The sequence below is a fragment of the Achromobacter spanius genome (assembly GCF_029637605.1).
Classification (GTDB): domain Bacteria; phylum Pseudomonadota; class Gammaproteobacteria; order Burkholderiales; family Burkholderiaceae_B; genus Achromobacter; species Achromobacter spanius_E.
The window spans coordinates 3452434-3473902 of record NZ_CP121261.1; the positions used below are offsets into that span (position 1 = coordinate 3452434).

Annotated in this window: 18 protein-coding genes; 7 read left to right on the plus strand and 11 right to left on the minus strand. The window is 66.1% G+C overall.

Annotation, left to right across the window (positions count from 1 at the left end; genetic code table 11):
• Positions 1-76 precede the first annotated feature (76 nt).
• Together P8T11_RS15400 and P8T11_RS15405 are read right to left on the minus strand one after the other, a co-directional pair.
• Entirely contained in the window at positions 77-1972 is a 1896-nt protein-coding gene (locus tag P8T11_RS15400; protein WP_268081140.1) for an LTA synthase family protein, read from the minus strand.
• 213 nt (positions 1973-2185) lie between these two features.
• Positions 2186-2914 (minus strand): FadR/GntR family transcriptional regulator, encoded by a 729-nt coding sequence (locus P8T11_RS15405; RefSeq protein WP_100854449.1) that lies wholly within the window; start codon positions 2912-2914, stop codon positions 2186-2188.
• Between the two features lie 127 nt (positions 2915-3041).
• On the opposite strand from P8T11_RS15405, the gene P8T11_RS15410 reads away from it, so the two are divergent.
• The 5 genes from P8T11_RS15410 (at position 3042) to P8T11_RS15430 (ending at position 7717) form a co-directional block, all read left to right on the plus strand.
• Positions 3042-3890: an NAD-dependent epimerase/dehydratase family protein gene (locus P8T11_RS15410; RefSeq protein ID WP_268081139.1), complete on the plus strand. Its 849-nt coding sequence runs from the start codon at positions 3042-3044 to the stop codon at positions 3888-3890.
• An 8-nt stretch (positions 3891-3898) separates the two neighbouring features.
• The gene (locus P8T11_RS15415; RefSeq protein WP_268081138.1) at positions 3899-4783 is read left to right on the plus strand and encodes an SMP-30/gluconolactonase/LRE family protein; all 885 of its coding nucleotides are present in this window, start codon (positions 3899-3901) and stop codon (positions 4781-4783) included.
• Between the two features lie 111 nt (positions 4784-4894).
• Positions 4895-5872 carry a TRAP transporter substrate-binding protein gene (locus P8T11_RS15420; RefSeq protein WP_268081137.1) on the plus strand — a complete coding sequence of 326 codons (978 nt, stop codon included), beginning with the start codon at positions 4895-4897 and terminating at the stop codon, positions 5870-5872.
• A 7-nt stretch (positions 5873-5879) separates the two neighbouring features.
• Positions 5880-6443 (plus strand): TRAP transporter small permease, encoded by a 564-nt coding sequence (locus P8T11_RS15425; RefSeq protein WP_268081136.1) that lies wholly within the window; start codon positions 5880-5882, stop codon positions 6441-6443.
• A complete protein-coding gene (locus P8T11_RS15430; RefSeq protein ID WP_268081135.1) occupies positions 6434-7717 on the plus strand; it encodes a TRAP transporter large permease in 1284 nt (427 codons plus the stop codon). The genes P8T11_RS15425 and P8T11_RS15430 overlap by 10 nt, the downstream gene beginning before the upstream one ends.
• Here the strand turns inward: P8T11_RS15430 and P8T11_RS15435 are convergent.
• The 5 genes from P8T11_RS15435 to P8T11_RS15455 all read right to left on the minus strand — a co-directional run bounded on the left by P8T11_RS15435 (position 7669) and on the right by P8T11_RS15455 (position 12779).
• Entirely contained in the window at positions 7669-8460 is a 792-nt protein-coding gene (locus P8T11_RS15435) for a phosphatase PAP2 family protein (protein WP_268081134.1), read from the minus strand. The two genes, P8T11_RS15430 and P8T11_RS15435, sit on opposite strands and share 49 nt — an antisense overlap.
• Positions 8461-8528: 68 nt before the next feature.
• Positions 8529-9878 carry a sensor histidine kinase gene (locus P8T11_RS15440; protein ID WP_268081133.1) on the minus strand — a complete coding sequence of 450 codons (1350 nt, stop codon included), beginning with the start codon at positions 9876-9878 and terminating at the stop codon, positions 8529-8531.
• Positions 9875-10588, minus strand: coding sequence for a response regulator transcription factor (locus P8T11_RS15445; protein WP_268081132.1), 714 nt, complete (start codon positions 10586-10588; stop codon positions 9875-9877). Before P8T11_RS15445 ends, P8T11_RS15440 begins: the two co-directional genes overlap by 4 nt.
• Before the next feature lie 47 nt (positions 10589-10635).
• Entirely contained in the window at positions 10636-12051 is a 1416-nt protein-coding gene (locus P8T11_RS15450; protein WP_268081131.1) for an FAD-binding oxidoreductase, read from the minus strand.
• Between the two features lie 98 nt (positions 12052-12149).
• Positions 12150-12779, minus strand: coding sequence for a BPTD_3102 family carboxylase-like protein (locus tag P8T11_RS15455; RefSeq protein WP_418910298.1), 630 nt, complete (start codon positions 12777-12779; stop codon positions 12150-12152).
• A gap of 320 nt (positions 12780-13099) precedes the next feature.
• Here P8T11_RS15455 and P8T11_RS15460 point away from each other — a divergent pair, with 320 nt between their 5' ends.
• Positions 13100-14494 (plus strand): phosphomannomutase/phosphoglucomutase, encoded by a 1395-nt coding sequence (locus tag P8T11_RS15460; RefSeq protein ID WP_259250295.1) that lies wholly within the window; start codon positions 13100-13102, stop codon positions 14492-14494.
• 7 nt (positions 14495-14501) lie between these two features.
• Positions 14502-16055 carry a glucose-6-phosphate isomerase gene (pgi, locus tag P8T11_RS15465; RefSeq protein ID WP_268081130.1) on the plus strand — a complete coding sequence of 518 codons (1554 nt, stop codon included), beginning with the start codon at positions 14502-14504 and terminating at the stop codon, positions 16053-16055.
• Between the two features lie 62 nt (positions 16056-16117).
• Here pgi and P8T11_RS15470 read toward each other — a convergent pair whose 3' ends face one another.
• The 4 genes from P8T11_RS15470 to asnB are packed head-to-tail and all read right to left on the minus strand — an operon-like array spanning position 16118 to position 21446.
• On the minus strand, positions 16118-17245 hold the full coding sequence (locus tag P8T11_RS15470) for a glycosyltransferase family 4 protein (RefSeq protein ID WP_268081129.1): 1128 nt from the start codon (positions 17243-17245) through the stop codon (positions 16118-16120).
• Positions 17242-18399 carry a glycosyltransferase family 4 protein gene (locus tag P8T11_RS15475; RefSeq protein WP_268081128.1) on the minus strand — a complete coding sequence of 386 codons (1158 nt, stop codon included), beginning with the start codon at positions 18397-18399 and terminating at the stop codon, positions 17242-17244. Before P8T11_RS15475 ends, P8T11_RS15470 begins: the two co-directional genes overlap by 4 nt.
• On the minus strand, positions 18396-19511 hold the full coding sequence (locus P8T11_RS15480) for a glycosyltransferase family 4 protein (RefSeq protein WP_268081127.1): 1116 nt from the start codon (positions 19509-19511) through the stop codon (positions 18396-18398). The genes P8T11_RS15475 and P8T11_RS15480 overlap by 4 nt, the downstream gene beginning before the upstream one ends.
• A 3-nt stretch (positions 19512-19514) precedes the next feature.
• On the minus strand, positions 19515-21446 hold the full coding sequence (gene asnB / locus P8T11_RS15485; protein WP_268081126.1) for an asparagine synthase (glutamine-hydrolyzing): 1932 nt from the start codon (positions 21444-21446) through the stop codon (positions 19515-19517).
• Positions 21447-21469 lie beyond the last annotated feature (23 nt).

Here is a 21469-nt window from a genome sequence, read left to right on the forward strand (position 1 = left end):
CTTCACCCATCCTACGCGACCACGACTTCATCACGACGCGAGAAACCCTGCCCAGCAGCCGACACGTCACATCCCATCACGGCAGCCGATATTTTTCTTTCCGATACGCCCAGCTTGCCCACAGCGCATGCGCCAGCGCTTCTTCCGTCAACGCCGGGTCTGCCGGCTGCACGGGCGCATACGTTTCATTTTGCCCAACCGGCGCCGCTTCATATCGGAATTCGCGGGGTTCCTTCGCGGGTTCCAACACCAGCAGCTTGTCGCCTTGCAAATACCCGAAGTTGTCCGCGTACTGCATGATCGCGCGGTTCGGGTCGCGTTGCGTCAGGTCGGCGCCCAGCATCGGGTTCACGTTGTCCAGGCCGATCAGCGACAGCAGCGTCGGCGCCATGTCGATCTGGCTCACCAAGCGTTCGTCCTGGCGCGGCGCGATGCCGGCGCCCAGGAAAAGCGCGGGTATCTGGAAGTGGCGCACCGGCACGGGTATTGACCCATACACACGCGAATCGTGGTCCGCGATCACCAGGAACACCGTGTTGTTCCAGTACGGTGCCTGCTTCGCCTTTTCAAAGAACTGCCCCAACGCCCAATCCGCGTAACGCACCGTGTTGTCCACAGTAGCGGGGTCGCCCACCGGCTTGATGCGGCCTTCCGGGTATTCCCACGGCGAATGGTTCGACACGGAAAACGCCAGTGTGAAGACCGGCTTGTCGCCGTCGGCGCGCAGCAGGCGGTCTACCTGATTGAACATGTCTTCATCGGACGCGCCCCATGAGCCTTCGAACACCGGGTTCACGAACTTGGGCCGGTCCACCACTTCATCAAAGCCATTGCCCAGGAAAAACGCCCGCATATTGTCAAAGTGCGACTCGCCGCCATACACGAAGCGCGAGTGGTAGCCGTGTTTACCCAGCACCTGCGCCAAGGTGAAAAAGCCGGTTTGCGAGCGCGGCAACTTGACCACCGCGTCGGCCACGCTGGGCAGGAACCCCGCCGTCACCGCTTCAATACCGCGCACCGAGCGTGTGCCGGTGGCGTAGGCGCGGTGGAACATCCAGCCGTCCTTGGACAGGCGGTCGATGTTGGGCGTGAGATCCCGTCCGCCCAAGCTGCCCACGTACTGCGCACCCAGGCTTTCCTGCAGGATGATCACCACGTTCAGCGGCTTGTCGCGCCGCACGGTGGCCTTTTGTTCATGCAGGCTGGGGTAGCGTGCGTCCAGCGGCGCGCCGGTCAGGCCCGCCTTTTCGCGGACGATGGCGTTCATGCGGTCCACCGGCATCTTCGGATACATCGCGGCCGACGAGCGTTCATCCCGCATGCGGTAGGCCGCATCGAACACGCTGTACAGCGAGTTCAGCGCCAGCGCGTTCACCATGGAATCTGAACTGAACGCCACCTTGGCCGGATTGATGGGGCGATGTTCCAAAGTGCCGCGCGCGCCCAGCACCACCAGCGCCAAGATCACGAAGGACGCAATCGGCCGCTTCCACCAGGCCATGAACCCATCGCGCGACCGTGTCGGAAACAGCTTGAACGCCAGCCAGGCCGCCACCACCAGCACCACGAACGCGGCCAGCAGCACGCCCTTGTAGCCCTGCCACAGCATTGACCCCACTTCCTTGGGATTGAGCAGGTAGATGAAGTACAGCCGGTTGGGCCGCGTGTCGTACTCCGCGATGAATTGCGGCGTGGACACTTCCAGCAGCACATACAGCATCCACCATACGCGGAACCACCACGCGGTAATGCTCGCGGCCAGCGGGCGATGCCCGAACCACGGCGAGAACACCGCCGGCAGCGCAATCACCATGGACAACAGGCAGACGTCGATGCGCAGCCCGCCCAGCAGCAGCGGCCACAAGCCGCCAGCCGCTTGCACGCGGTCCCACATCCAGAAAGCCAGCCCCAGGCGCGACAGCGTCAGCAGCACCAGGATGGCAAGAATGAATCGAAGTGTCAGGCGACGCATGCGGCGGCCCTCCGCAAGCGGTGAAGCGCGATTGCCGCTACTGATAAAAGAATGCCGCTGTCCATGCCAAGCAAAACCATGCCGCCTCGTCGTTCGAAAATGAAACCGGGCAAAGATTAACGCGGTTTTTCAGTCGACGCGGCGCGATCGCAACGGCCAAACGTTGTACGACATCGTATTTCAACAACACGCAAGCCAGGCCGGCCTGTCGAGTTATTGCGCGCGGCGCAGCCGTTCGCGGCTGTTGCTCAGGTGCGTGCGCATGGCGGCGCGCGCGGCTTCCGCGTCCTGGCGCATGATCGCGCTGTAGATGTCTTCGTGTTCCAGATTCACACGCGCCAGATAGGCCGCGCGATCTTCATGCGCGAACTTGGCGGAATTGATGCGGGTGCGTGGGATGATCGCCGAACCCAGATGCGACATCAGGTCCGCGAAATAGCGGTTGTCGGTGGACTGCGCCACCAACAGATGAAACTGGAAGTCGGGCGTGATGGTGTCGCCGCCCACGTCCAATGCGCTTTTGAAAAGATCCAGCGCGCGGCGCATTTCCTGCAACTGCACGTCGCTGCGCCGAATGGCGGCCAGGCCCGCGGCCTCGCTTTCCAGGCAGATACGCAGCTCAAGCAGCACCAGCACGTCGCGCACCGTGGCGATGTCGGCGGGGTCAACCCGGAAGTCGACACTGCCGCTGGGTTCCAGCGCATAGGTGCCCACGCCGTGATGCGTTTCGACCAGACCCGATGCCTGCAAGCGCGACAGCGCCTCGCGCACGACGGTTCGGCTGACGCCAAACTGACGCATGATCTCGGACTCGGTGGGTAGCTTGTCGCCAGGGCGGATTTCGCCGCTGCGGATGCGTTCGGAGATGCTCTCGACCAAGCCTTGAGCCAAGTTCCGGGGACGACGCTGCGGCAAGACAGGAGTAGCGACAGGAGCGTTCATCAGGGTTAATCCGAAAATGAGTACAAAAGCTTGACGCTGAAATTTGGGGCTAATTATACTTTGCGCACGTTGTACGACAACGTACCAGATACGTTCCCACTCCGCACCTTTCACCGAGCGTTGCGACATGAGCAGAACCGTCAACCCGCCGCCAGCGACCACCCGCTGCCAGCGTCTACTACTGACCGGCGCCGCCGGCGGCCTGGGGCAAGTGCTGCGTCCCCGACTCAAACCCCACGCCAAGGTACTGCGCGTTTCCGACGTGGCGCCCTTGGGCCCCGCGGGTGAGGGCGAAGAAACCATGCCGTGCGATCTGGCCGACGCCGCCGCCGTGTCATCGCTGGTGCAGGGCGTGGACGCCATCGTGCACCTGGGCGGCGTGTCGGTCGAACGCCCGTTCGAAGACATCCTGCCCGCCAACATCCAGGGCGTCTACAACCTCTACGAAGCCGCCCGCGTGCATGGCGTGCGGCGCGTGGTGTTCGCCAGTTCCAACCACGTCATCGGCTTTTACGAACAGGGCCAGCAGTTGGACGCCGACGTGCCGTTGCGGCCCGACGGCTACTACGGCCTGTCCAAAGCCTACGGAGAGCACCTGTCGCGCTTTTACTTCGACCGCTACGGCATCGAAACCGTGTGCCTGCGCATCGGCTCGTCATTTCCTGCGCCCAAGGATCGCCGCATGCTGATCACCTGGCTCAGCTATGACGACCTGACCGACCTGATCACGCGCGCGCTGTTCACACCCGGCGTCGGGCATCTGATCGTCTACGGCGCCTCCGCCAACCGCGATAGCTGGTGGCGCGACGATGCGGCGAAGGTGCTGGGCTTTGTGCCCAAGGACTCTTCCGAGCGCTTTCGCGCGCAGGTGGAAGCGCAGCCGCCGCTGCCCGCCGACGACCCCGCCGCCCGGTATCAGGGCGGCGCGTTCGTCAAGGCTGGCCCGTTTCCCTTTCCCGCCAACACCTCCAAGTAGGCGCCGCCATGCCCACATGCGCCGAACGCGTTGGAGACATGCTGTGCGGCGTCGGAGAAAGCCCGGTATGGCGCGCCAGCGACCAGACATTCACCTGGACCGACATCCCGAATAAAACGCTGTGGCGCTGGTCGCCCGCCAGCGGCGAATTCGCGCTTTGGTCGCTGCCCCAGATGGCGGGCTGCATCGCCATGCGCGGCGCGGGCTGGTTGCTGGCGATGGAAGATGGGGTGTACACCTGCGACGCGCTGCTGCCCGATACGCCGTGCCAGCCTCGCCTGCTGGCCGGCGTCACGCACACGGCCGCCCACATGCGCTTCAACGACGGCCGCTGCGACCGGCAAGGCCGCTTCCTGGCGGGCACCATGGTGATGGACATGGGCCGGGCGCAAGCGGCCGGCCGCCTGTATCGCCATGACGCCAGCGAAAACAGGCTAGCGGTGCTGCTGGACGACCTGATCGTGCCCAACGGCCTGGCCTTCAGCCCGGACGGCAAGACGATGTACCTGTCCGACTCCCACCCGTCGCGCGCCATGGTCTGGGCGTTTGATTACGACGTGGACAGCGGCACACCCCACAATCGCCGCCCCTTCATCCCTGCCCTGCCCGCCGGCCGCCCCGATGGCGCCGCCGTTGACGCGGACGGCGGCTATTGGATCTGCGGCAACGACGCGGGCCGCGTCTATCGCTACACGCCCGATGGCCGGCTGGACCAGACCTACGTCGTTCCCGCCCGCAAGGTCGCCATGTGCGCCTTCGGCGGCGCGGGCATGGACACGCTTTTCATCACGTCGATACGCCCCGCCGACGCCGCCCCCGGCGCCTTGGACGGCGCGTTGTTCGCCCTGCGTCCCGGCGCGCGGGGCCTGGAGGAAACCGCCAGCGCCGGCTAGCACCCGACCGGGGCGGCGGTGCCGCGCCCCACGCAACACAGGTCTGTACACGAAGAGCTTCGAGGCCGTCCTGGCCCATAACGAAACGCCGTACTCCAACCGGAGGTAGACATGCTGCGCCCCACCCTGACCCGCGCCATTTTGGCGGCGGTTGCCTTGCTGACGCTGGTCCCCCTTGCCAACGCGGCCGAGCTGCGATCCGCCGACATCCATCCCGACGACTATCCCACCGTGCAAGCCGTGCGCCAGTTCGGCGAACTGGTCAAGCAACGCACCAACGGCCGCATCACCGTCAAGGTCTACGCGGGCGGCTCGCTGGGCAATGAAGACGATTCGATCGAACAGGTAAAGCTGGGCGCCCTGGCCATGGCGCGCGTGTCCAGCGCCGCCATGCACAACATCTGCCAGACCACGCGGGTGCCATCGCTGCCGTTCCTGTTCCGCTCGAAAGAACATCTGCACAAGGTGCTGGACAGCGAGATCGGCGATCAGATCCTGCGCTCTTGCGAGGCCGCCGGCTTTGTCGGCCTGGCCTGGTATGACAGCGGTTCGCGGTCCATGTACACGCGCGACAAGCCCGTCAAGACGCTGGCCGATGCCAAGGGCATGAAGATTCGCGTACAGCAGTCGGACCTGTCCGTCGCCATGGTCGAGGCCATGGGCGGCAATGCCACGCCCATGCCGATGGGCGAGGTCTATACGTCGTTGAAGACCGGGCTGGTGGATGCGGCCGAAAACAATTTCCCCAGCTACGAAAGCGCGCACCACTACGAAGTCGCCAAGTACTACTCCATGACCGAGCACACCATGACGCCGGAGATTCTGATTTTCTCCAAGCGCCAATGGGACAAGCTTGCGCCCGAGGATCAGAAGATCCTGCGCGAGGCGGCACGCGAATCGGTGCCGTTCATGCGCAAGCTGTGGGACGAGCGCGAACAGAAGTCGCGCGCCGTGGTCGAGAAAGCCGGATCGCAGATCGTGACGGTGGACAAGGCGTCGTTCCAGGGTGCGATGAAGCCGGTGTACGACCGCTTCGTGACCACGCCCGAAATGAAAGACCTGGTCGCGAAGATCCAGGCTGTTCAGTGAGGGCGACATGTTGGCTACACCCACGAATCACACCCACGTAGCGGAGGATGGCCGGGCGCAAGCCCTGGCCGGTCCGCTGGACGCCTACACGCGCGGCTGCGCCATGCTGGCGCGGGCCTGCATGTGGACCAGCGTGTTCGGGCTGGTCTGCCTGATCATCGCGGTCAGTTTGCAGATCTTCGGCCGCCACGTGCTCAACAGCACGCCCACCTGGGCCGAAAGCCTGTCGCTGCTGCTGGTGTTGTACGTCACCATGCTGGGTGCGGCGGTCGGCGTGCGCGACGCCGGGCATATCGGCTTCGAGCTGCTGCTGGACGCGCTGCCCGCGCGCGGACAACGGCGGCTGCGCATTGTCATCCATCTGCTGGTGCTGCTGTTTGGCGTGTTGATGGCCTGGAATTGCGGCGTGCTGGCAGAATCGGTACACGCCTACAAGATTCCCAACCTGGGTATCTCGAACGCCTGGAAGTACGTCCCCGCAACCCTGTCGGGCACCTTGATCGCGCTCTTTTCGCTTGAGCACATCATCGCCATCCTGCGCAACCATAAGGTGGTACCAGCATGGCGCTGACACTGCTTTCGTTTACGTTCATGGGGTTCCTGGTGATCGGCGTGCCGGTGGCCTTTGCCATCGGTTTGTCGTCTCTCACCGCGATCATGGTCGAGGACCTGCCACTGGCGGTGGCGTTCCAGCAGATGACGTCGGGCATGAACGCGTTTTCGTTTCTGGCCATTCCCTTCTTCATCTTCACGGGCGAGCTGATGCTGTATGGCGGCATCGCCGAGCGCATCGTCAATTTCGCCAAGTCGCTGGTGGGCCATGTGCGCGGCGGGTTGGGCATGTCCAACGTGGTGGCCTGCACGCTGTTCGGCGGCGTGTCGGGCTCGCCGGTGGCGGACGTGTCCGCCATGGGCTCGGTGATGATTCCGATGATGAAGCGCGAGGGCTATCACGCCGACTACGCCGTCAACGTCACGACCCACGCGGCGCTGGTGGGCGCGCTGATGCCGACCAGCCACAACATCATCATCTACACCTTGGCGGCGGGCGGCAAAGTATCCATTGCCGCGTTGATCGCGGCGGGGGTCGTGCCGGCGTTGATCCTGACGCTGTGCAATCTGGCCGCCGCGTATTTCGTGGCGCGCAGCCGGGGCTATCCCGCCGGCACGTTCCCGGGCTGGCACATCGTGCTGCGTTCGCTGGTGGCTGCGACACCCGGGCTGTTCGTGGTAGTGCTGATCATCACCGGGATACTCAGCGGCGTGTTCACGGCAACGGAATCGGCGGCGGTGGCGGTGTTGTATGCCTTGGCGCTGACGGTGTTCGTCTACCGCTCGTTGACCTGGGACCAGTTCGTGCGCGCCGCCAGCAAGGCAGTCAAGACGACGGGCGTAGTGCTGCTGCTGATCGGCATTTCGGCCACTTTCGGCTATCTGATCAGCTTCTACGGCGTGGCCGAAAAAACGGGCCAACTGATGGCCTCGATCTCGACCAGCCCGTGGGCCATCTTCCTGATGGTCAACATCATCCTGTTCGTGCTGGGCACCTTCCTGGACATGGCCGCCACCATCCTCATCTGCACGCCGATCTTCCTGCCGATCTGCATGCAGTATGGAATGGGCCCGGTGCAGTTCGGCATCGTGATTCTGCTGAACTGCGCGCTGGGATTGAATACGCCACCGGTGGGCACCACCCAGTTTGTGGGGTGCGCCATCGGCGGGGTATCCGTGGGGACGGTGATGCGCACGATATGGCCGTTCTACGGCGCGTTGCTGGCCGCGTTGGCGCTGGTGACTTACGTACCGGCGTTTTCTCTGTGGCTGCCTGGCGTGCTGCTTGAATGAGCGAGCGACGACGGGGATGGGCCGTTCGCACCGGCCCGTCCCACGATGACCGGAAGGAAGAACAGCGCCGCAAGAAACCACAGCAACGTGGCGGACCACAGCGTCTGACTCAGGAAATGCGCGCCTTGCAGGATGCGCACCATCGAAAACAAGACCCCGGCCGACATACCCACCGCCAGGCCCCACCAGCGCCACGACGGCCGGTTAAGCGCCCAGCCGGCAAAGTAAAGCGTCAGCATCGAATAGCCCGCGCCCGCGTGCCCGCTCGGCAGGGCGCCCCCCGCCTGTGCGCGCGCCCAAGTCCACCAACGCAGCGGGTAAGGCGTATAGCCCCCTAACGTATCCAGGTCGTAAGGACGCGGCAAGGTCGTGTAGTGCTTGATCTGATTCACCAACAACTGACCGACAAGGCAGGTCGCCGCCAATGCCAATGCCGGCCCGCGCCACCTGCGCCACGACGGCACACGGAAACTGGCGGCCACCACGCCCGCGGCGCCCAGGGCCACGCCGATGGGCAGCACCAGCACCAGGCGATGGCCCAACAGCTCCAGCAGACGGTTCGCGCGCAAGGGAAAGTTGTCCAGCGCCGGGTTGAACAGCGCGTGCGCGATGCGCAGGTCCAGACCCGACACATTGGCCCACCATGAGACGGCCGCCAACGCCACGGTCACGCCGATGAGTTGGCTGCATGAGTACCAGGCAAGCGTGGGCGCGCGCGCTGCGGGCGGCAAAGGGGATGGCATGGGGAGCGTCGACGAGGAACGGTTCGAAGGCAAGCGCAGAGCGTAGCCGGTCGAAGGTCGAAAATTCGTCAAATTTGCGTCGGCGCGCTTGGCTCGGCAGTACTGGAATAGGCGTCAAACCGCAGCAGGAACCGCGTCCCGCGCGACGCGGGTGCCTGAGAAGACTCTACCGTCAGCAGCCAGCCTTGCATGTCGCAGACGCGCTTGGCGATCGCCAGGCCCAGGCCACGCGCGGCCTCATGCTGCTCGGCGGCGCCCGAGTCGCGCATGCGCCCGCTGTAGTAGCGGCGGAACAGGAACGGCAGATCGTCCGCCGCAATGCCCTTGCCGTCGTCGCGCAAATCAAGCACGCCGGGCGCGTGAAACCGAACCGTGAGCGTGGCCGGGGCGGCGTGCTCGACCGCATTGCGCACCAGGTTTCGCAACACGGTCAAGAGCGCGTAGCGGTCCAGGGTCAGCACGTGGCCGGGGCCGATCTGATTGTCGAAGCGCAAGTGCGCCAGCCCGGCCTGGGCCTCGTAGCCGCGCCAGGCGTCATCCATGCAGACGCCAATATCCACCGGCGCGGGCGGCAGCAACTGATCGCGCGCCATCGCGCGGGCGCTTTCCAGGCAGACGATCACGTCGTCCACGTTGTCCACCACGCGCGTCAAACGCTGGTGCTGGTCTGGCGTCAGCGATTGGGTCAGCAGCATCAACTCACTGTCGGAACGGATGGCAGCCAGCGGCGTGCGGATTTCGTGGCTGAGATTGCCGGCAAACTCGCGCTCACGCGCGATGGACCGGTCCACCTGGTTCTGCACGCGGTTGAAAGCTTCGATCAGGCGGCCGGCCTCGTCGTCGCGGGTGACGGCCATGTCGGGCGCGCCGGGGGCCCAGGTTGCCAGCCGGTCGGTCAAATCCAGCAAGGGCCCCACCGCCACCGCCGCCACCCGCCGCGACAAGGCATAGGCGCCCAGCACGCAGATGGCGCCCACGCCCAGCACGATCAGGCCGAAATCGTGAACCCGCTCTTCGTTATCGGTGGCGTCGTACAGCAAATACACCTTGCCGCGGCCCGTATCGGCCACCATGACGTGCCAGGTATAGGCGCCCGGTTCGATCAGGTGCAGGCCGTTGTCCAGCCCCTGCACCTCGTCGGGGATGCCGGGGGGACGTTGCCCGTCCACACTCATCCAGGCGCGCATCGAGCCGCCCAGTTCACGGACGCCCTGACGCGGCATGAACTCGTCGCTGGCGCGGGCATGCTGCACCAGCCGGTCCATTTCGGTGTTGAGGATGTCGTTGACCAGGTCATCTTCCATCTGGTCGAACGTCAGATAGGCCAGCAGGGCCAGTGCGGTCACGAACAGCGCCACCGTTCCGGTCAGCGCCCAGACGACCCGCTGGGTCAGCGTGCCGCCCGCCGCGCGCGTCATGCGGCGGCCCCGTTTAGTGTCAGGCGCCAGCCGGTGCCGTGCAGGGTTTCGATGCCGTCGAATCCGGCATCGGCCAAGGCGCGGCGCAGCAGGTGCACCTGGCTGCGCAACGCGTCGGACGACGGCGGCTCGTTGCCCCACAGCAGGGATTCCAGTTCTTCGCGGGCCACCACGCGGCCCGGGTCGCGCATCAGCGCGTCCATGATCAGGCTTGCCTTGCGCGTCAGGTGCACGGGCTGGCCATTGACCAACACGCCACGGCCGCGCGTGTCGTATTGCAGCGGGCCGAACACACGTACCGCATCCACCGTGGCCCCCTTGGCGCGCTGAATCAGCGCCAGCAGCCGGGCCTCGACTTCCAGCAGGGCGAAGGGCTTGGTCAGGTAGTCGTCGGCGCCATGCGAGAAGCCCGTGAGCTTGTCTTCAAGGCTGTCGCGCGCGGTCAGCATCAGCACCGGCACATCCGCGCGCATGTCGTTGCGCAGCGCATGCAGCACCGCATTGCCGTCCATGCCCGGCAAGCCGATGTCCAGGATCAAGGCATCGAAGCGCTGCGCCTTGACGCTCGCCAGCGCGGCGTGGCCGGTGTACGCGACGTCCGGCAGGAACCCGCGAACTTCCAGGAAGGAATACAGGTTGCCGGCAATGATGTGATCGTCTTCGACAATCAGCACCCGGTAATTCGCACCCGCCGCGGGGCTGACTGCCATGGTTGACGCTCCGTTTGGATTGAACGCGAGTCCGGCGCCGGCAAGCGCTAGGCTTGCAGCACCTTGCCCGGGTTCATCAGCCCTTGTGGATCCAGCGCACGCTTGATCCGGCGCATCAGCGCCAATTCAACCGGGCTTTTATAGCGCGGCAACTCGTCGCGCTTGAGCTGCCCGACCCCGTGCTCGGCACTGATGGAGCCATGGTGCGCGTGCACGCTGTCGTGCACCACGCCATAGATTTCGCTTTGCAGCGCCAGCAGTTCGGCTTCGGTCTGGCCGGGTGCGTTGGCCACGTTGTAATGCAGGTTGCCATCGCCCAGATGGCCGAAGATGACGTGGCGCACGCCTGGAAAGCGCGCCTGCAACAAGGCATTGGTCTTGTGCACGAAGCCGGCGATGGACGAAATGGGAATGGACACGTCGTGCTTGACCGACTTGCCCAGCTCGGCTTCGGCCAGCGGAATGCTTTCGCGCAGATGCCACAGCGCCTTGCTTTGCGACACATTGGCGGCAATGGCGGCGTCGTGGATCAGGCCGGCGTCGATGGCCTCGCCCAATACGGCTTCAAAGCGGTCACGCGCGTGCGCCTCGCTTTCGCTATCGGACAATTCCAGCAGCGCGAACCAGGGGGATTCGGCGGAGTCGCCCTCGAAAGGCAGGCGCTGTTGCGGGAACAGGCGCACCACCCCTTGCAGGCAGGCGTTGCTCATGAGTTCGAAGCCCGTCAGCGCCGCGCCGAAACCGGCGCGCGCGCGTGACAGCACTTCCACCGCCTGGTCGATGGTGTCCAGCGTCAGCAACGCGGTGCAGGAAGCGACTGGCCGGGGAAACAGTTTCAGCGTGGCGGCGGTGATGATGCCCAGCGTGCCTTCGCTGCCGATGTACAGGTCGCGCAGGTCGTACCCGGTGTTGTCCTTGCGCAGGCCGCGCAGCCCGTCCCAGATCTCGCCTTCCGCCGTCACCACTTCCAGGCCCAGCGTCAGGTCGCGCGTGTTGCCGTAGCGCAGCACCTGCGTGCCGCCGGCATTGGTAGCCAGGTTGCCGCCTATGGTGCAACTGCCTTCGGCGGCCAGGCTCAAGGGGAACAGTCGGTTGGCGCCCGCGGCGGCTTCCTGCAGCGCTTGCAGGATGCAGCCCGCTTCCACGGTGATGGTGTCGTTGTCGGTGTCCAGGTTGCGCACCGCGGTCAGGCGGGCCGTGGACAGCACCACGGCGCGGCCGGTGTCGTCGGGCGTGGCGCCACCGCACAGGCCCGTGTTGCCGCCCTGCGGCACCACCGGCACGCCATGGTGCAGGCAAAGCTTCACGGCGTCGGCCACTTCCTGCGTGGAACCCGGTCGTATCACCGCCAGCGCCGAGCCACGGTAACGGCGGCGCCAGTCCAGCACATAAGACTCGGCGTCCTCGCCGGTCAGCACATGGGCAAAACCCAGGAGGGACTGTAGATCGCTCAGCAATGTCATAGGCGCCGCACAAAAATGGCCTGGGACGCGCCCAGGCTTGGGTATGGGGATGTGCGGGCTATTGTAGGGGCGGAATCGCGCGGGCTGAAAGCGCCGCGCTAGCCGACGGCCTGGTCGAGCCGAGTGCCGGTCAGGCCCGAGCAATACGCTCGGGAGGCGATGCGGTTCATCAGGAATGCGCGGTCGATGCCGGCCGGGCCGGGCATTTCGGACAGCGCGCGGTAGGCGCGGCGCAAGGCCTCGCCGCGGGTGGCGCCATACACCAGCAGTCGGGTGCAAGGCAGGCGGCGGTCAACGCAGCCGTCGATGCGCATTTCCAAGGCGTGGGCGCCCAGGGCGTCGGGGCTGGCCGCGATGGCGCCGGCGTGGGGCTGCACGTCGGCGCTGATCACGCGGAACACGCCGCTGCGGTCATCCAGGGAAAAGGCCACGGCGCCGGTACCCTGCCAGCCACGGTCGCGTGCGACCTCGGTGGCGACGCCGCGCAAGGCGGCTTCGATGGAAGCCGGCAGATGCGGAGCGGGACATTCGGCGATCAACACACGGGCCTCGCGCCAGACGCAGCGTTCCCACGCGCGGCCAGCGACCATTTGGCCCGTCTCGGAGACGAATACATGGATATCAAGCCGGCGTTCCTGGCCAGCGCCCGGCCCGGCGTAGTCCGTGGGAGGACCGCGCCGGCTGGTGGCGCGCCCCGATGACATCACAGTAGAAACTTTGGCACCCATGGCCCCTCCTGTCATTCTGCTTGCAGCGCAAGCGTATCACCTTCGGATGACGAGCAAATTGTGTGCCATGCGCGCGGCCCCCGGCGCGGCCCCGTCCCCCCTTCCGACGCGCACCGGATCAAGGCGGCACGCCACGTGCTACGCACCAATCCAGGGCGGGCGCCACCCCCAAGACGCTCTACGGCTCCCGTCGGATGAGGGCCATGCGCCGATGGGGGATAATTCACTTTTGATGCTTAACCCCGGTGGGTTTTGATATACGGGTTTACCACTAGCCCAATCAGAACTGGCGCTGCAACTCCCCTACTCAAGGAATCGTCGTGGGTAACAACAACACGCAATTTCCCGCTTCCGTCTTCAAGGCTTATGACATTCGCGGCACGGTGCCGGACCTGATCGACGCGACGTTTGCGCGCGCCCTGGGCGTGGCGCTGGCCGCGCGCGCACGCGACGAAGGCGTGCAGACCCTGGTCGTGGGCCGCGACGGCCGCCTGAGCAGCGAAATGCTGTCCGACGCCTTGCAGGAAGGCATGCAGGAAGGCGGGGTAGACACGCTGGACGTGGGCATGGTGCCGACGCCGCTGGTGTACTTTGCCGCGAACATCATGCAGACCGGGTCCGGCGTGGCCATCACCGGCAGCCACAACCCGCCCAAGTACAACGGCTTCAAGATGATGATGGGCGGCCGCGCTCTGTATGGCGAAGACGTGCTGGCCTTGGGCGCCGCCATGAACGGCGCGAGCCCGGCCCCGGCCGAACGCCCCGGCGTGCGCCGCCAGCTGGACCTGGTGGCCGCCTATATCGCGCGCGTGGCCTCCGGCGTGAAGCTGGCCCGCCCCATGAAAATCGCGATCGACTGCGGCAACGGCGTGGCTGGCGCGGTGGCCCCGCAACTTTTCCGCGCGCTGGGCTGCGAAGTCACCGAACTGTTCTGCGAAGTGGACGGCACCTTCCCCAACCATCACCCCGACCCCGCCGAACCCAAGAACCTGCAAGACCTCATCAAGTGCGTGGCCGAGACCGACTGCGAACTGGGCTTGGCGTTCGACGGCGATGGCGACCGTCTGGGCGTGGTCACGAAATCGGGCCAGATCATCTGGCCCGACCGCCAACTGGTGCTGTTCGCGCGCGATGTGCTGGACCGCAACCCCGGCGCCACCATCATCTACGACGTCAAGTGCAGCCGCCACGTGGGCCTGTCCGTGCAAGCCGCGGGCGGGGTGCCGCTGATGTGGAAAACCGGCCATTCGCTGGTCAAGGCCAAGCTGGCCGAAACCGGCGCGCCCCTGGCCGGCGAAATGAGCGGCCACATTTTCTTCAAGGAACGCTGGTACGGCTTTGACGACGGCCTGTACACCGGCGCGCGTTTGCTGGAAATCGTGTCGCGCGAAGCCGATGCCTGCGCGCCCCTGGAAGCCCTGCCGCAAGACGTTTCCACGCCCGAGCTGAAGCTGGAAATGGAAGAAGGCCAGCCGTTCACACTGGTCAAAGCCTTGCAGGAACAGGGGCAGTTCGCCGACGCCAAGCGTGTCATCACCATCGACGGTGTGCGCGCCGAATACGCCGACGGCTTTGGCTTGGCCCGCCCGTCGAACACCACGCCCGTCGTGGTGCTGCGTTTTGAAGCCGAGAACGCCGAAGCCCTGCAACGCATCCAGGCCGACTTCCGCCGCGAATTGGGCAAGCTTGCGCCAGAAGCCAAACTGCCCTTCTGACCCACTCATGTCGCTACCGAACAGCCCAGCCTGGCAAGCATTCACCGCGGCGGCCAAAGCCGCACCCCTGCGCGGTGAACAACTCAGGGTGATCAACGCGCCGGGCCTGCGCCTGGACCTAAGCACCCAGGCGCACTCGCCCGCCTTGCACGCAGCGTCTGAAGCGCTGCTGGCGCAGCAGCAGTTTGACGCCGCCCGCGCCACGCTGTTTGACGGTGGCCACGCCAACTGGACCGAGGGGCGCGCCGCCTGGCACACCGCCTTGCGCGCGACCGAACCGCCCGCCGCGGTTGCCAATGCCGTGCAGGCCGAACGGGATCGCTTGCGCGAATTCGTGCGTGAGGCCGACCGCGCCGACCGCTACGGCCACGTGCTGCACCTGGGCATTGGCGGCAGCGATTGGGGGCCGCGCCTGGTGAACCGTGCGCTGCGTCATGCTGGCGCGCGGCGCGAAGTGCGCTTTGCGTCGAACGTGGATTCGCATTCCGTCGCCGATGCCATGAGCCGGCTGGATCCGCACGATACGCTGGTCATCGTCGCGTCCAAATCGTTCACCACGACCGAGCCGCTGGCCAATGCGGAAGTAGCCATGAACTGGCTGCGCGACGCCGGCGTGGCCGACCCCATCAAGCAAGTGGTGGCGATCACCGCCAACGTGGAAGCCGCGCTCAACCTGGGCATATTGCCCGACCACATCTTCCAGATCTGGGACTGGGTTGGCGGCCGTTATTCGCTGTGGTCCGCCATCGGCCTGCCGATTGCGCTGGCCTTGGGCAACGAGGCATTCGATCAGTTGCTGGCGGGCGCCGCGGCCATGGACGACCATTTTCGCACTGCCCCCAACGCAGAGAACGCGCCGCTGCAACTGGCGCTGGCCGGCGTGGTCAACCGCAGCGTGCTGGGCTATGACTCGCTGGTGATTGCGCCTTACGACTCGCGGCTGGTTCACCTGGTGCCCTGGGCGCAGCAGTTGGAAATGGAATCGCTGGGCAAGGTCGCCACCGAAGACGGCAGCCCTACCGGCGTGCCGACCGGCCCCTCCGTCTGGGGCATGGCCGGCACCGACTGCCAGCACACCTTCTTTCAATGGTTGCACCAGGACGCCATGGGCGCGCCGGTGGACTTCATTCTTTGCGAGCAGCCCGACCACGCCTATGCGCGCCACCATGAACTGTTGATTGCCAACTGTCTGGCGCAGCGTTCGGCGCTGCTGCGAGGCAAGTCCTTCGACGAGGCGCTGGCCGAAACCTCGGCCACGGAAAGCGATCCGGCGCGCGCGCGGCTGCTCGCGCAGCATCGTGTGCATCCGGGCGGCCGCCCGTCGTCGCTGATCGTGCTGCCGCGCCTGGAGGCCTATACCCTGGGTGCGCTGCTGGCCTTGTACGAACACAAAGTCTTCGCGCAAGGCGTTATCTGGGGCATCAACCCGTTCGACCAATGGGGCGTGGAGTTCGGCAAGGCGCTGGCCAAGAACATCATGCGCGAGCTGGATGCGCCGCAGACCAGCCAGCAAGACCCGTCCACCCGTTTCTGGATCGACGCGATCGCGCGTGGTCGTTAGGCAGGCTCAATCAATCCTGAATCCAAACCCGCCGAATTCGCCGTATCAGCCGTATCAGCCGATCAACCACCAAGGGCGTCGTAGAGTTCGACATGGACGCGGGCGACCCGCTTGATGTCGAATTCGCCCTCGGCCAGCGCACGCCCCGCCGCGCCCATGCGCTGGCGCAAGGCGGCGTCCTCGGCCAGGCGCGCGATAGCGTCCGCCAGCGCTTGCGCGTCGCGCACCGGCACCAACAGCCCGGTCTGGCCGGGTTCGATGGCGTCGCGGCAGCCTGGCACGTCGGTCGTCACCACCGCGCGCCCGCAGGCCGCGGCCTCGATCAAAGATTTCGGCAAACCCTCGCGATACGAAGGCAGCACGGCGATATGACTGGCCGCGTAGAGTTCAGCAATGTCCGAGCGTTCGCCCAAGGCCTGAACCGCGCCATCGCGTTGCCAGGCATCCACCTCTTGCTGCGTGGCCGATGCGGGGTTGCCCGCATCCAGCCCACCCACCAGTTGCATGGTCACCGGCACGCCGCGCGCGCGCAGCATGGCCGCCGCGTCAACGAATTCGCGCACACCCTTGTCGCGCAACAGGCGCGCCACCATGGTGACCACGACGGGCGGCGCAGGCGGTTCGGGCGACGCGCGATAGGCATCCAGGTCCACCCCCGCGCCGCGAATCATGACGACCTGCTCGTCACGCACCGCCCCCAATGACTTGAGCAGGTCGCGGTCATTGGCGTTCTGGAAAATCACGCGGCTGTTCGCGTGGCCCAGCGCCACGCGGTACAGGCGCGCCACCACCGCACGCACCAGCCGCATCTTCAGGGAATTGGACAGGAACACGAAGCCCAGGCCGGAAATGGCGGCCACCATGCCCGGCACCCGGGCAATGCGCGCGGCGATGCCGCCATACAGCACGGGCTTGATCGTGACCAGGTGCACCACGTCCGGGCGCACGCGGCGAAACAGGCGCACCAGCGCCAGCAGCGTGCCCAGTTCCTGCAAGGGATGCTTGCCGCTGCGCGTCATCGGAATGGCGTGATGGGTCATGCCCATCGCCTGGATGTCGGCCACGGCGGGGCCATCCATCGTGGCCACATGCACGTCATAGCCCGCTTGCTGCGCGGCCAGCGCCACCGGCACGCGATGCGACATGAAGAACGCGGGGTTATTGACCACGAACATCAAGCGACGGCTCATGCCTGGCCTCCCGCAATGCGGCGCCATACGGCAAGGTAATGCTGCACCATGCGCGCCAGATCAAAGTTTTCCAACACGCGCGCGCGGCCTGCCTCGCCGGCGCGTCCGTGGCCGCGTGCGGCCACGTCGCACAAGGCGGACTCGACGCCGCGTGCCAGCGCCTCGGCTTGCTCGGGGGGCACGACGACGCCGGTGTCGGCGACGATGTAGGCGGCGTCGCCCACGTTCGTCACCACACAGTAAACGCCGCAGGCCATGGCCTCGGCCACCACGTTGGGAAAGCCCTCCGCGCAGCTGGACAGCACGTGCACGTCCAGGCCGTTCATCACGGCAGGCACGTCGTCGCTGGGGCCGGCAAGGATGAGACGGTCGCGCAGGTTCAGCTTGTCGACCAGCGCGCCAAGTTCGGCGTTGTCGGCTGTCATGCCGCGCCCGACCAGCACGCAGCGCAAGCCGCCGTCGCGGCCATCGCGTACCAACGCAGCCACGGCGCGCAGCAGGTTGGCGTGGTCTTTGAGCGGGTCCCAACGGGCCACGCTTCCGATCACGGGCGCGTCTTCCGACAGCCCCCACTGCGCGCGCATGCGCGTGCGGGCTTGCGCATCGGGCGCATAGCGCGACAGGTCATAGCCGTTCGGAATTACCACCATGCGGTCGCGCCGGTAGCCGCGTTCGGCGTGCCGTTCGGCCGCATTCTGGGCGGCGCAGACAATGGCGCGCGGCACGCTGCCGGACAGCCAGGCGCAGGCGCGCAAGACCAGGCGCGCCGACCGGCTGCTGCGTTCAAGATGCGCACCCGAATTGCGGATGCCCCAGGCAACCGCGCGCACGCCCGCCAGCCGCGCGGCCAGGCCTCCGATCAGGTCCGCGTGGTACATCCAGGTCTGCACGACGTCAGGACGCTGGGTGGCGATCAGCCGGCGCAGCGCCAAAAAGCCGCTCGCGCTCACGCGTCCGCGCTTCATGCCCAAGGCATGCACGGCGACGCCGGCCGCGCGCAGGCGCTCGCCGTAGATACCTTCATCAGTCAGCGACACGACCGTGTGCGACGCGCCCGTTTCCGGGTACGTCGCCAAGCGCATCAGCACGGATTCCGCGCCGCCCTGCCCCAGGCCGGTGATGACATGCAGAACGCGCAAGGCGGGGGTGTTCATCGCCCCTCCCGCACCGCGTCGAACAGTTCATCCCATTCGGACAGCACGGTGGCCAGGGCGTAGCGCTGGCGCACGGCGGTGGCGGCGCGCACGCCCAATTGCCGGCGCAGCAGCAGATCGCTCATCACGCGCTGCAGGGCATCTTGCAAGGCTTGAGCGTCGCCGGCGGGCACCAGCAAGGCGTCCTGGCCGTCGCGCGTCATTTCGCGGGGGCCGCTGGGGCAGTCGAAAGCCACGCAAGGCAGGCCCAGCGACATGGCTTCCAGCAAGACATTCGGAAAGCCTTCTACCAGCGAACTCAGCACAAAAGCCTGGCCGCGCGCCAGTTCTTCCCACGGCGCCTCGGTGCGGCCCGGCAGGCTGACGCGCGATTGCAGGCCCAGCTTTGCCACCTGCGCCTCCAGCGCCGCGCGCTCGGGGCCTTCGCCCCAGATACGCAGGTTCCAGTCGGGGTGCGACGGCGCCAATTGCGCGAACACATTGATCAATACATCGAACTGCTTGTCGGGCACCAGCCGGCCCATCGCCAACAACTCACGCGGGCCATCGTCTTCACGCTGGGCCACGCGCGGCGCGTCGAGCAAGGGCGCGGGCAAGGGGTTGGGAATGACAGCCAGGCGCTTGATGCCCGGCACCTGACGCGAGAACGGGCCAGCGGTGTCTTCGGCCTGCACCGTGACCATGTCGGCGCGCGGATACAGCAAGCGGCGCAGCTTGCGCCACACCGTGCCGGTGGAGGTTTCGGCCACGGGGTTGGTGCGTTCGCAAACGATAAGCGGCACGCCCAGGCCCCGCGTGGCGAGGATGGCGGCCACGTTGACGTTGGTCAGGAACGACACGACCACATCGGGCTTGGTGTCGCGGATGTGCTTGCGCAAGGCCATCAGGCGCTTGAACGCGGCCATGCCGCCCGATGCGCGCGTGCCGGCGATATCGGCCAGCCAGGCGAGTGAGACCTTGTCCGACACGGGATAAAAGCAGGTGCCCTTGGACGAGTAGGTAGGCGTCAGCGTGACAATGTCGCCGCGTTCGGCCCATGCATTCACCAGCGTTGCGGCGACGCGTTCGGCGCCACCCGCGTGCATGGAACTGACCAACATCAATATTTTCATGCGTCAACGACTCCCAATAGTTCCCCCTTGATCCGGCGCGGCACGATAACGGTCCAGCCAGGCCTGCATCATCAACACGCCCCACAGGTGGCTGTCCCAATTGCGATGGCCCGAGGTGTGTTCGCGCCATTTGCGCAGGATGGGTTCCGGTTCGAACCAGCCTTCCTGGCGCAGTCGCGCGGGGTCGAGCAGCGCATCGGCCCATTCGCGCAACGGCCCGCGCAGCCAAGCGGCCAGCGGCACGGCAAAGCCGCGCTTGGGGCGGTCCACCAGCGCCTGCGGCACATGGCGATGCAGCACCTGGCGCAGCAGCCATTTACCTGTGTTGCCGCGCACCTTGTACTGATGCGGCAGGCTCCAGGCGAATTCATAGACGCGATGGTCGATGAGCGGCACGCGCGTCTCCAGGCTCACGGCCATCGCGGCGCGGTCGACCTTGACCAGGATGTCGTCGGGCAGATAGGTGACCGTGTCCAGCTTCATCATGGCTTCGAAGGTCGAGCCCTGCATGTCGCGCGCGAATTCCGACACGGGTTCCACGCCGCCCTTGACCACCTGCGTGGGGTCGGCCCAGTACGACACGAAGTGCCGGTAGAAGTCGCCACGCGTATCGGTGCGCAGCAGTTCGCCCAGCTTGCCGACCTTGCCGCGCCACGCGCCACGTCCGGGCAGGTGGGTGGTCGCGGCAAGCATCGCGCCAGCGGGCTTGCGCAGCATGGCGGGCACGCGCTCGCATTGCTGCCACCAGTTATTCACGCGGAAATAGCGCGAATAGCCGCCAAAGAGTTCATCGCCGCCGTCGCCCGACAAGGCCACGGTGACGTGCTGACGCGCCATCTTGGTGACGAGCGACGTGGGGATCTGCGACGAATCGGCAAACGGTTCGTCGTACATGTCGGCCAGCGACGGCACCACCGCCAGCGCGTCGTCCGCGGTGACGTAGAGTTCGGTGTGGTCGGTGCCCAGGTGCGTGGCGACGGCCTTGGCGTGTTGCGCCTCGTCGTAGCCTTTCTCGTGGAAACCGATGGCGAAGGTGCGTACCGGCTTGGCGCTTTGCGCCTGCATCAGCGCCACGATGGTGGACGAATCAATGCCGCCCGACAGGAAGGCGCCCAGGCTGACGTCGGACAGCATCTGGCCGCCCACCGCCTTGGACAGCACGCTTTCCAGCGCCTGGGCGGCCTCGGCGTCGGAGCCGAAGGTCAACGGCGACCGGGCCGCGCTGTCGGCGGCTTCGCGGGCGGACCAATACACGCGCGGCTCCGGCATGCGTCGGCTGCGCGCGTCATCGGCGGTGAATTCAATCCAGGTGCCGGGCGGCAGCTTGGCGATGCCCTGGTAGATGGATTGCGGCGCCGGAATGTAGTTGTGGCGCATGAACGAGGCCAGCGCATTGCGGTTCAGCTCGCGGCCGAATCCGGGGATGGGCATCAGGCCCTTCAACTCGGAAGCGAACACCAGCTCGGCGCCCGAAAATCCGTAGTACAGCGGCTTTTCGCCCATGCGGTCGCGCGCCAGCATCAGCTTGCGCGACGCGCGGTCCCACAGCGCGATGGCGAACATGCCGACCGCGGCCTGCAGCGTGGCTTCGATGCCCAGCGCGGTGAAGCCGGCCAGCAGCGTTTCGGTATCGGAATGGCCACGCCAGGACGGCGCCAGCCCTGATTTTTCAAGCTGCTGGCGGATGTCCAGGTGGTTGTAGATCTCGCCGTTGAACACCATCACATAACGGCCGCAAGCGGACGTCATGGGTTGATGGCCGGCTTCGGTCAGGTCCAGGATGGCCAGGCGCACGTGCCCCAGCGCCACTTCGGCTTCCGGGTCTTCCCAGAAACCGTTGCTGTCCGGCCCGCGATGGCGGATGCGGCGGCAGCTTTCGGCCAGCACGCGCTCCTTGTTCCCGATGGGGCCCCAAATTCCGACTATTCCACACATGATGAGGTTCTCGTGGTCACCGT

Coding starts and splice junctions, on each gene's coding strand:
- P8T11_RS15400 (WP_268081140.1), bottom strand. CDS start 1,972: ATGCGTCGCCTGACACTTCGATTCATTCTTGCCATCCTGGTGCTGCTG.
- P8T11_RS15405 (WP_100854449.1), bottom strand. CDS start 2,914: ATGAACGCTCCTGTCGCTACTCCTGTCTTGCCGCAGCGTCGTCCCCGG.
- P8T11_RS15410 (WP_268081139.1), top strand. CDS start 3,042: ATGAGCAGAACCGTCAACCCGCCGCCAGCGACCACCCGCTGCCAGCGT.
- P8T11_RS15415 (WP_268081138.1), top strand. CDS start 3,899: ATGCCCACATGCGCCGAACGCGTTGGAGACATGCTGTGCGGCGTCGGA.
- P8T11_RS15420 (WP_268081137.1), top strand. CDS start 4,895: ATGCTGCGCCCCACCCTGACCCGCGCCATTTTGGCGGCGGTTGCCTTG.
- P8T11_RS15425 (WP_268081136.1), top strand. CDS start 5,880: ATGTTGGCTACACCCACGAATCACACCCACGTAGCGGAGGATGGCCGG.
- P8T11_RS15430 (WP_268081135.1), top strand. CDS start 6,434: ATGGCGCTGACACTGCTTTCGTTTACGTTCATGGGGTTCCTGGTGATC.
- P8T11_RS15435 (WP_268081134.1), bottom strand. CDS start 8,460: ATGCCATCCCCTTTGCCGCCCGCAGCGCGCGCGCCCACGCTTGCCTGG.
- P8T11_RS15440 (WP_268081133.1), bottom strand. CDS start 9,878: ATGACGCGCGCGGCGGGCGGCACGCTGACCCAGCGGGTCGTCTGGGCG.
- P8T11_RS15445 (WP_268081132.1), bottom strand. CDS start 10,588: ATGGCAGTCAGCCCCGCGGCGGGTGCGAATTACCGGGTGCTGATTGTC.
- P8T11_RS15450 (WP_268081131.1), bottom strand. CDS start 12,051: ATGACATTGCTGAGCGATCTACAGTCCCTCCTGGGTTTTGCCCATGTG.
- P8T11_RS15455 (WP_418910298.1), bottom strand. CDS start 12,779: ATGGGTGCCAAAGTTTCTACTGTGATGTCATCGGGGCGCGCCACCAGC.
- pgi (WP_268081130.1), top strand. CDS start 14,502: ATGTCGCTACCGAACAGCCCAGCCTGGCAAGCATTCACCGCGGCGGCC.
- P8T11_RS15470 (WP_268081129.1), bottom strand. CDS start 17,245: ATGAGCCGTCGCTTGATGTTCGTGGTCAATAACCCCGCGTTCTTCATG.
- P8T11_RS15475 (WP_268081128.1), bottom strand. CDS start 18,399: ATGAACACCCCCGCCTTGCGCGTTCTGCATGTCATCACCGGCCTGGGG.
- P8T11_RS15480 (WP_268081127.1), bottom strand. CDS start 19,511: ATGAAAATATTGATGTTGGTCAGTTCCATGCACGCGGGTGGCGCCGAA.
- asnB (WP_268081126.1), bottom strand. CDS start 21,446: ATGTGTGGAATAGTCGGAATTTGGGGCCCCATCGGGAACAAGGAGCGC.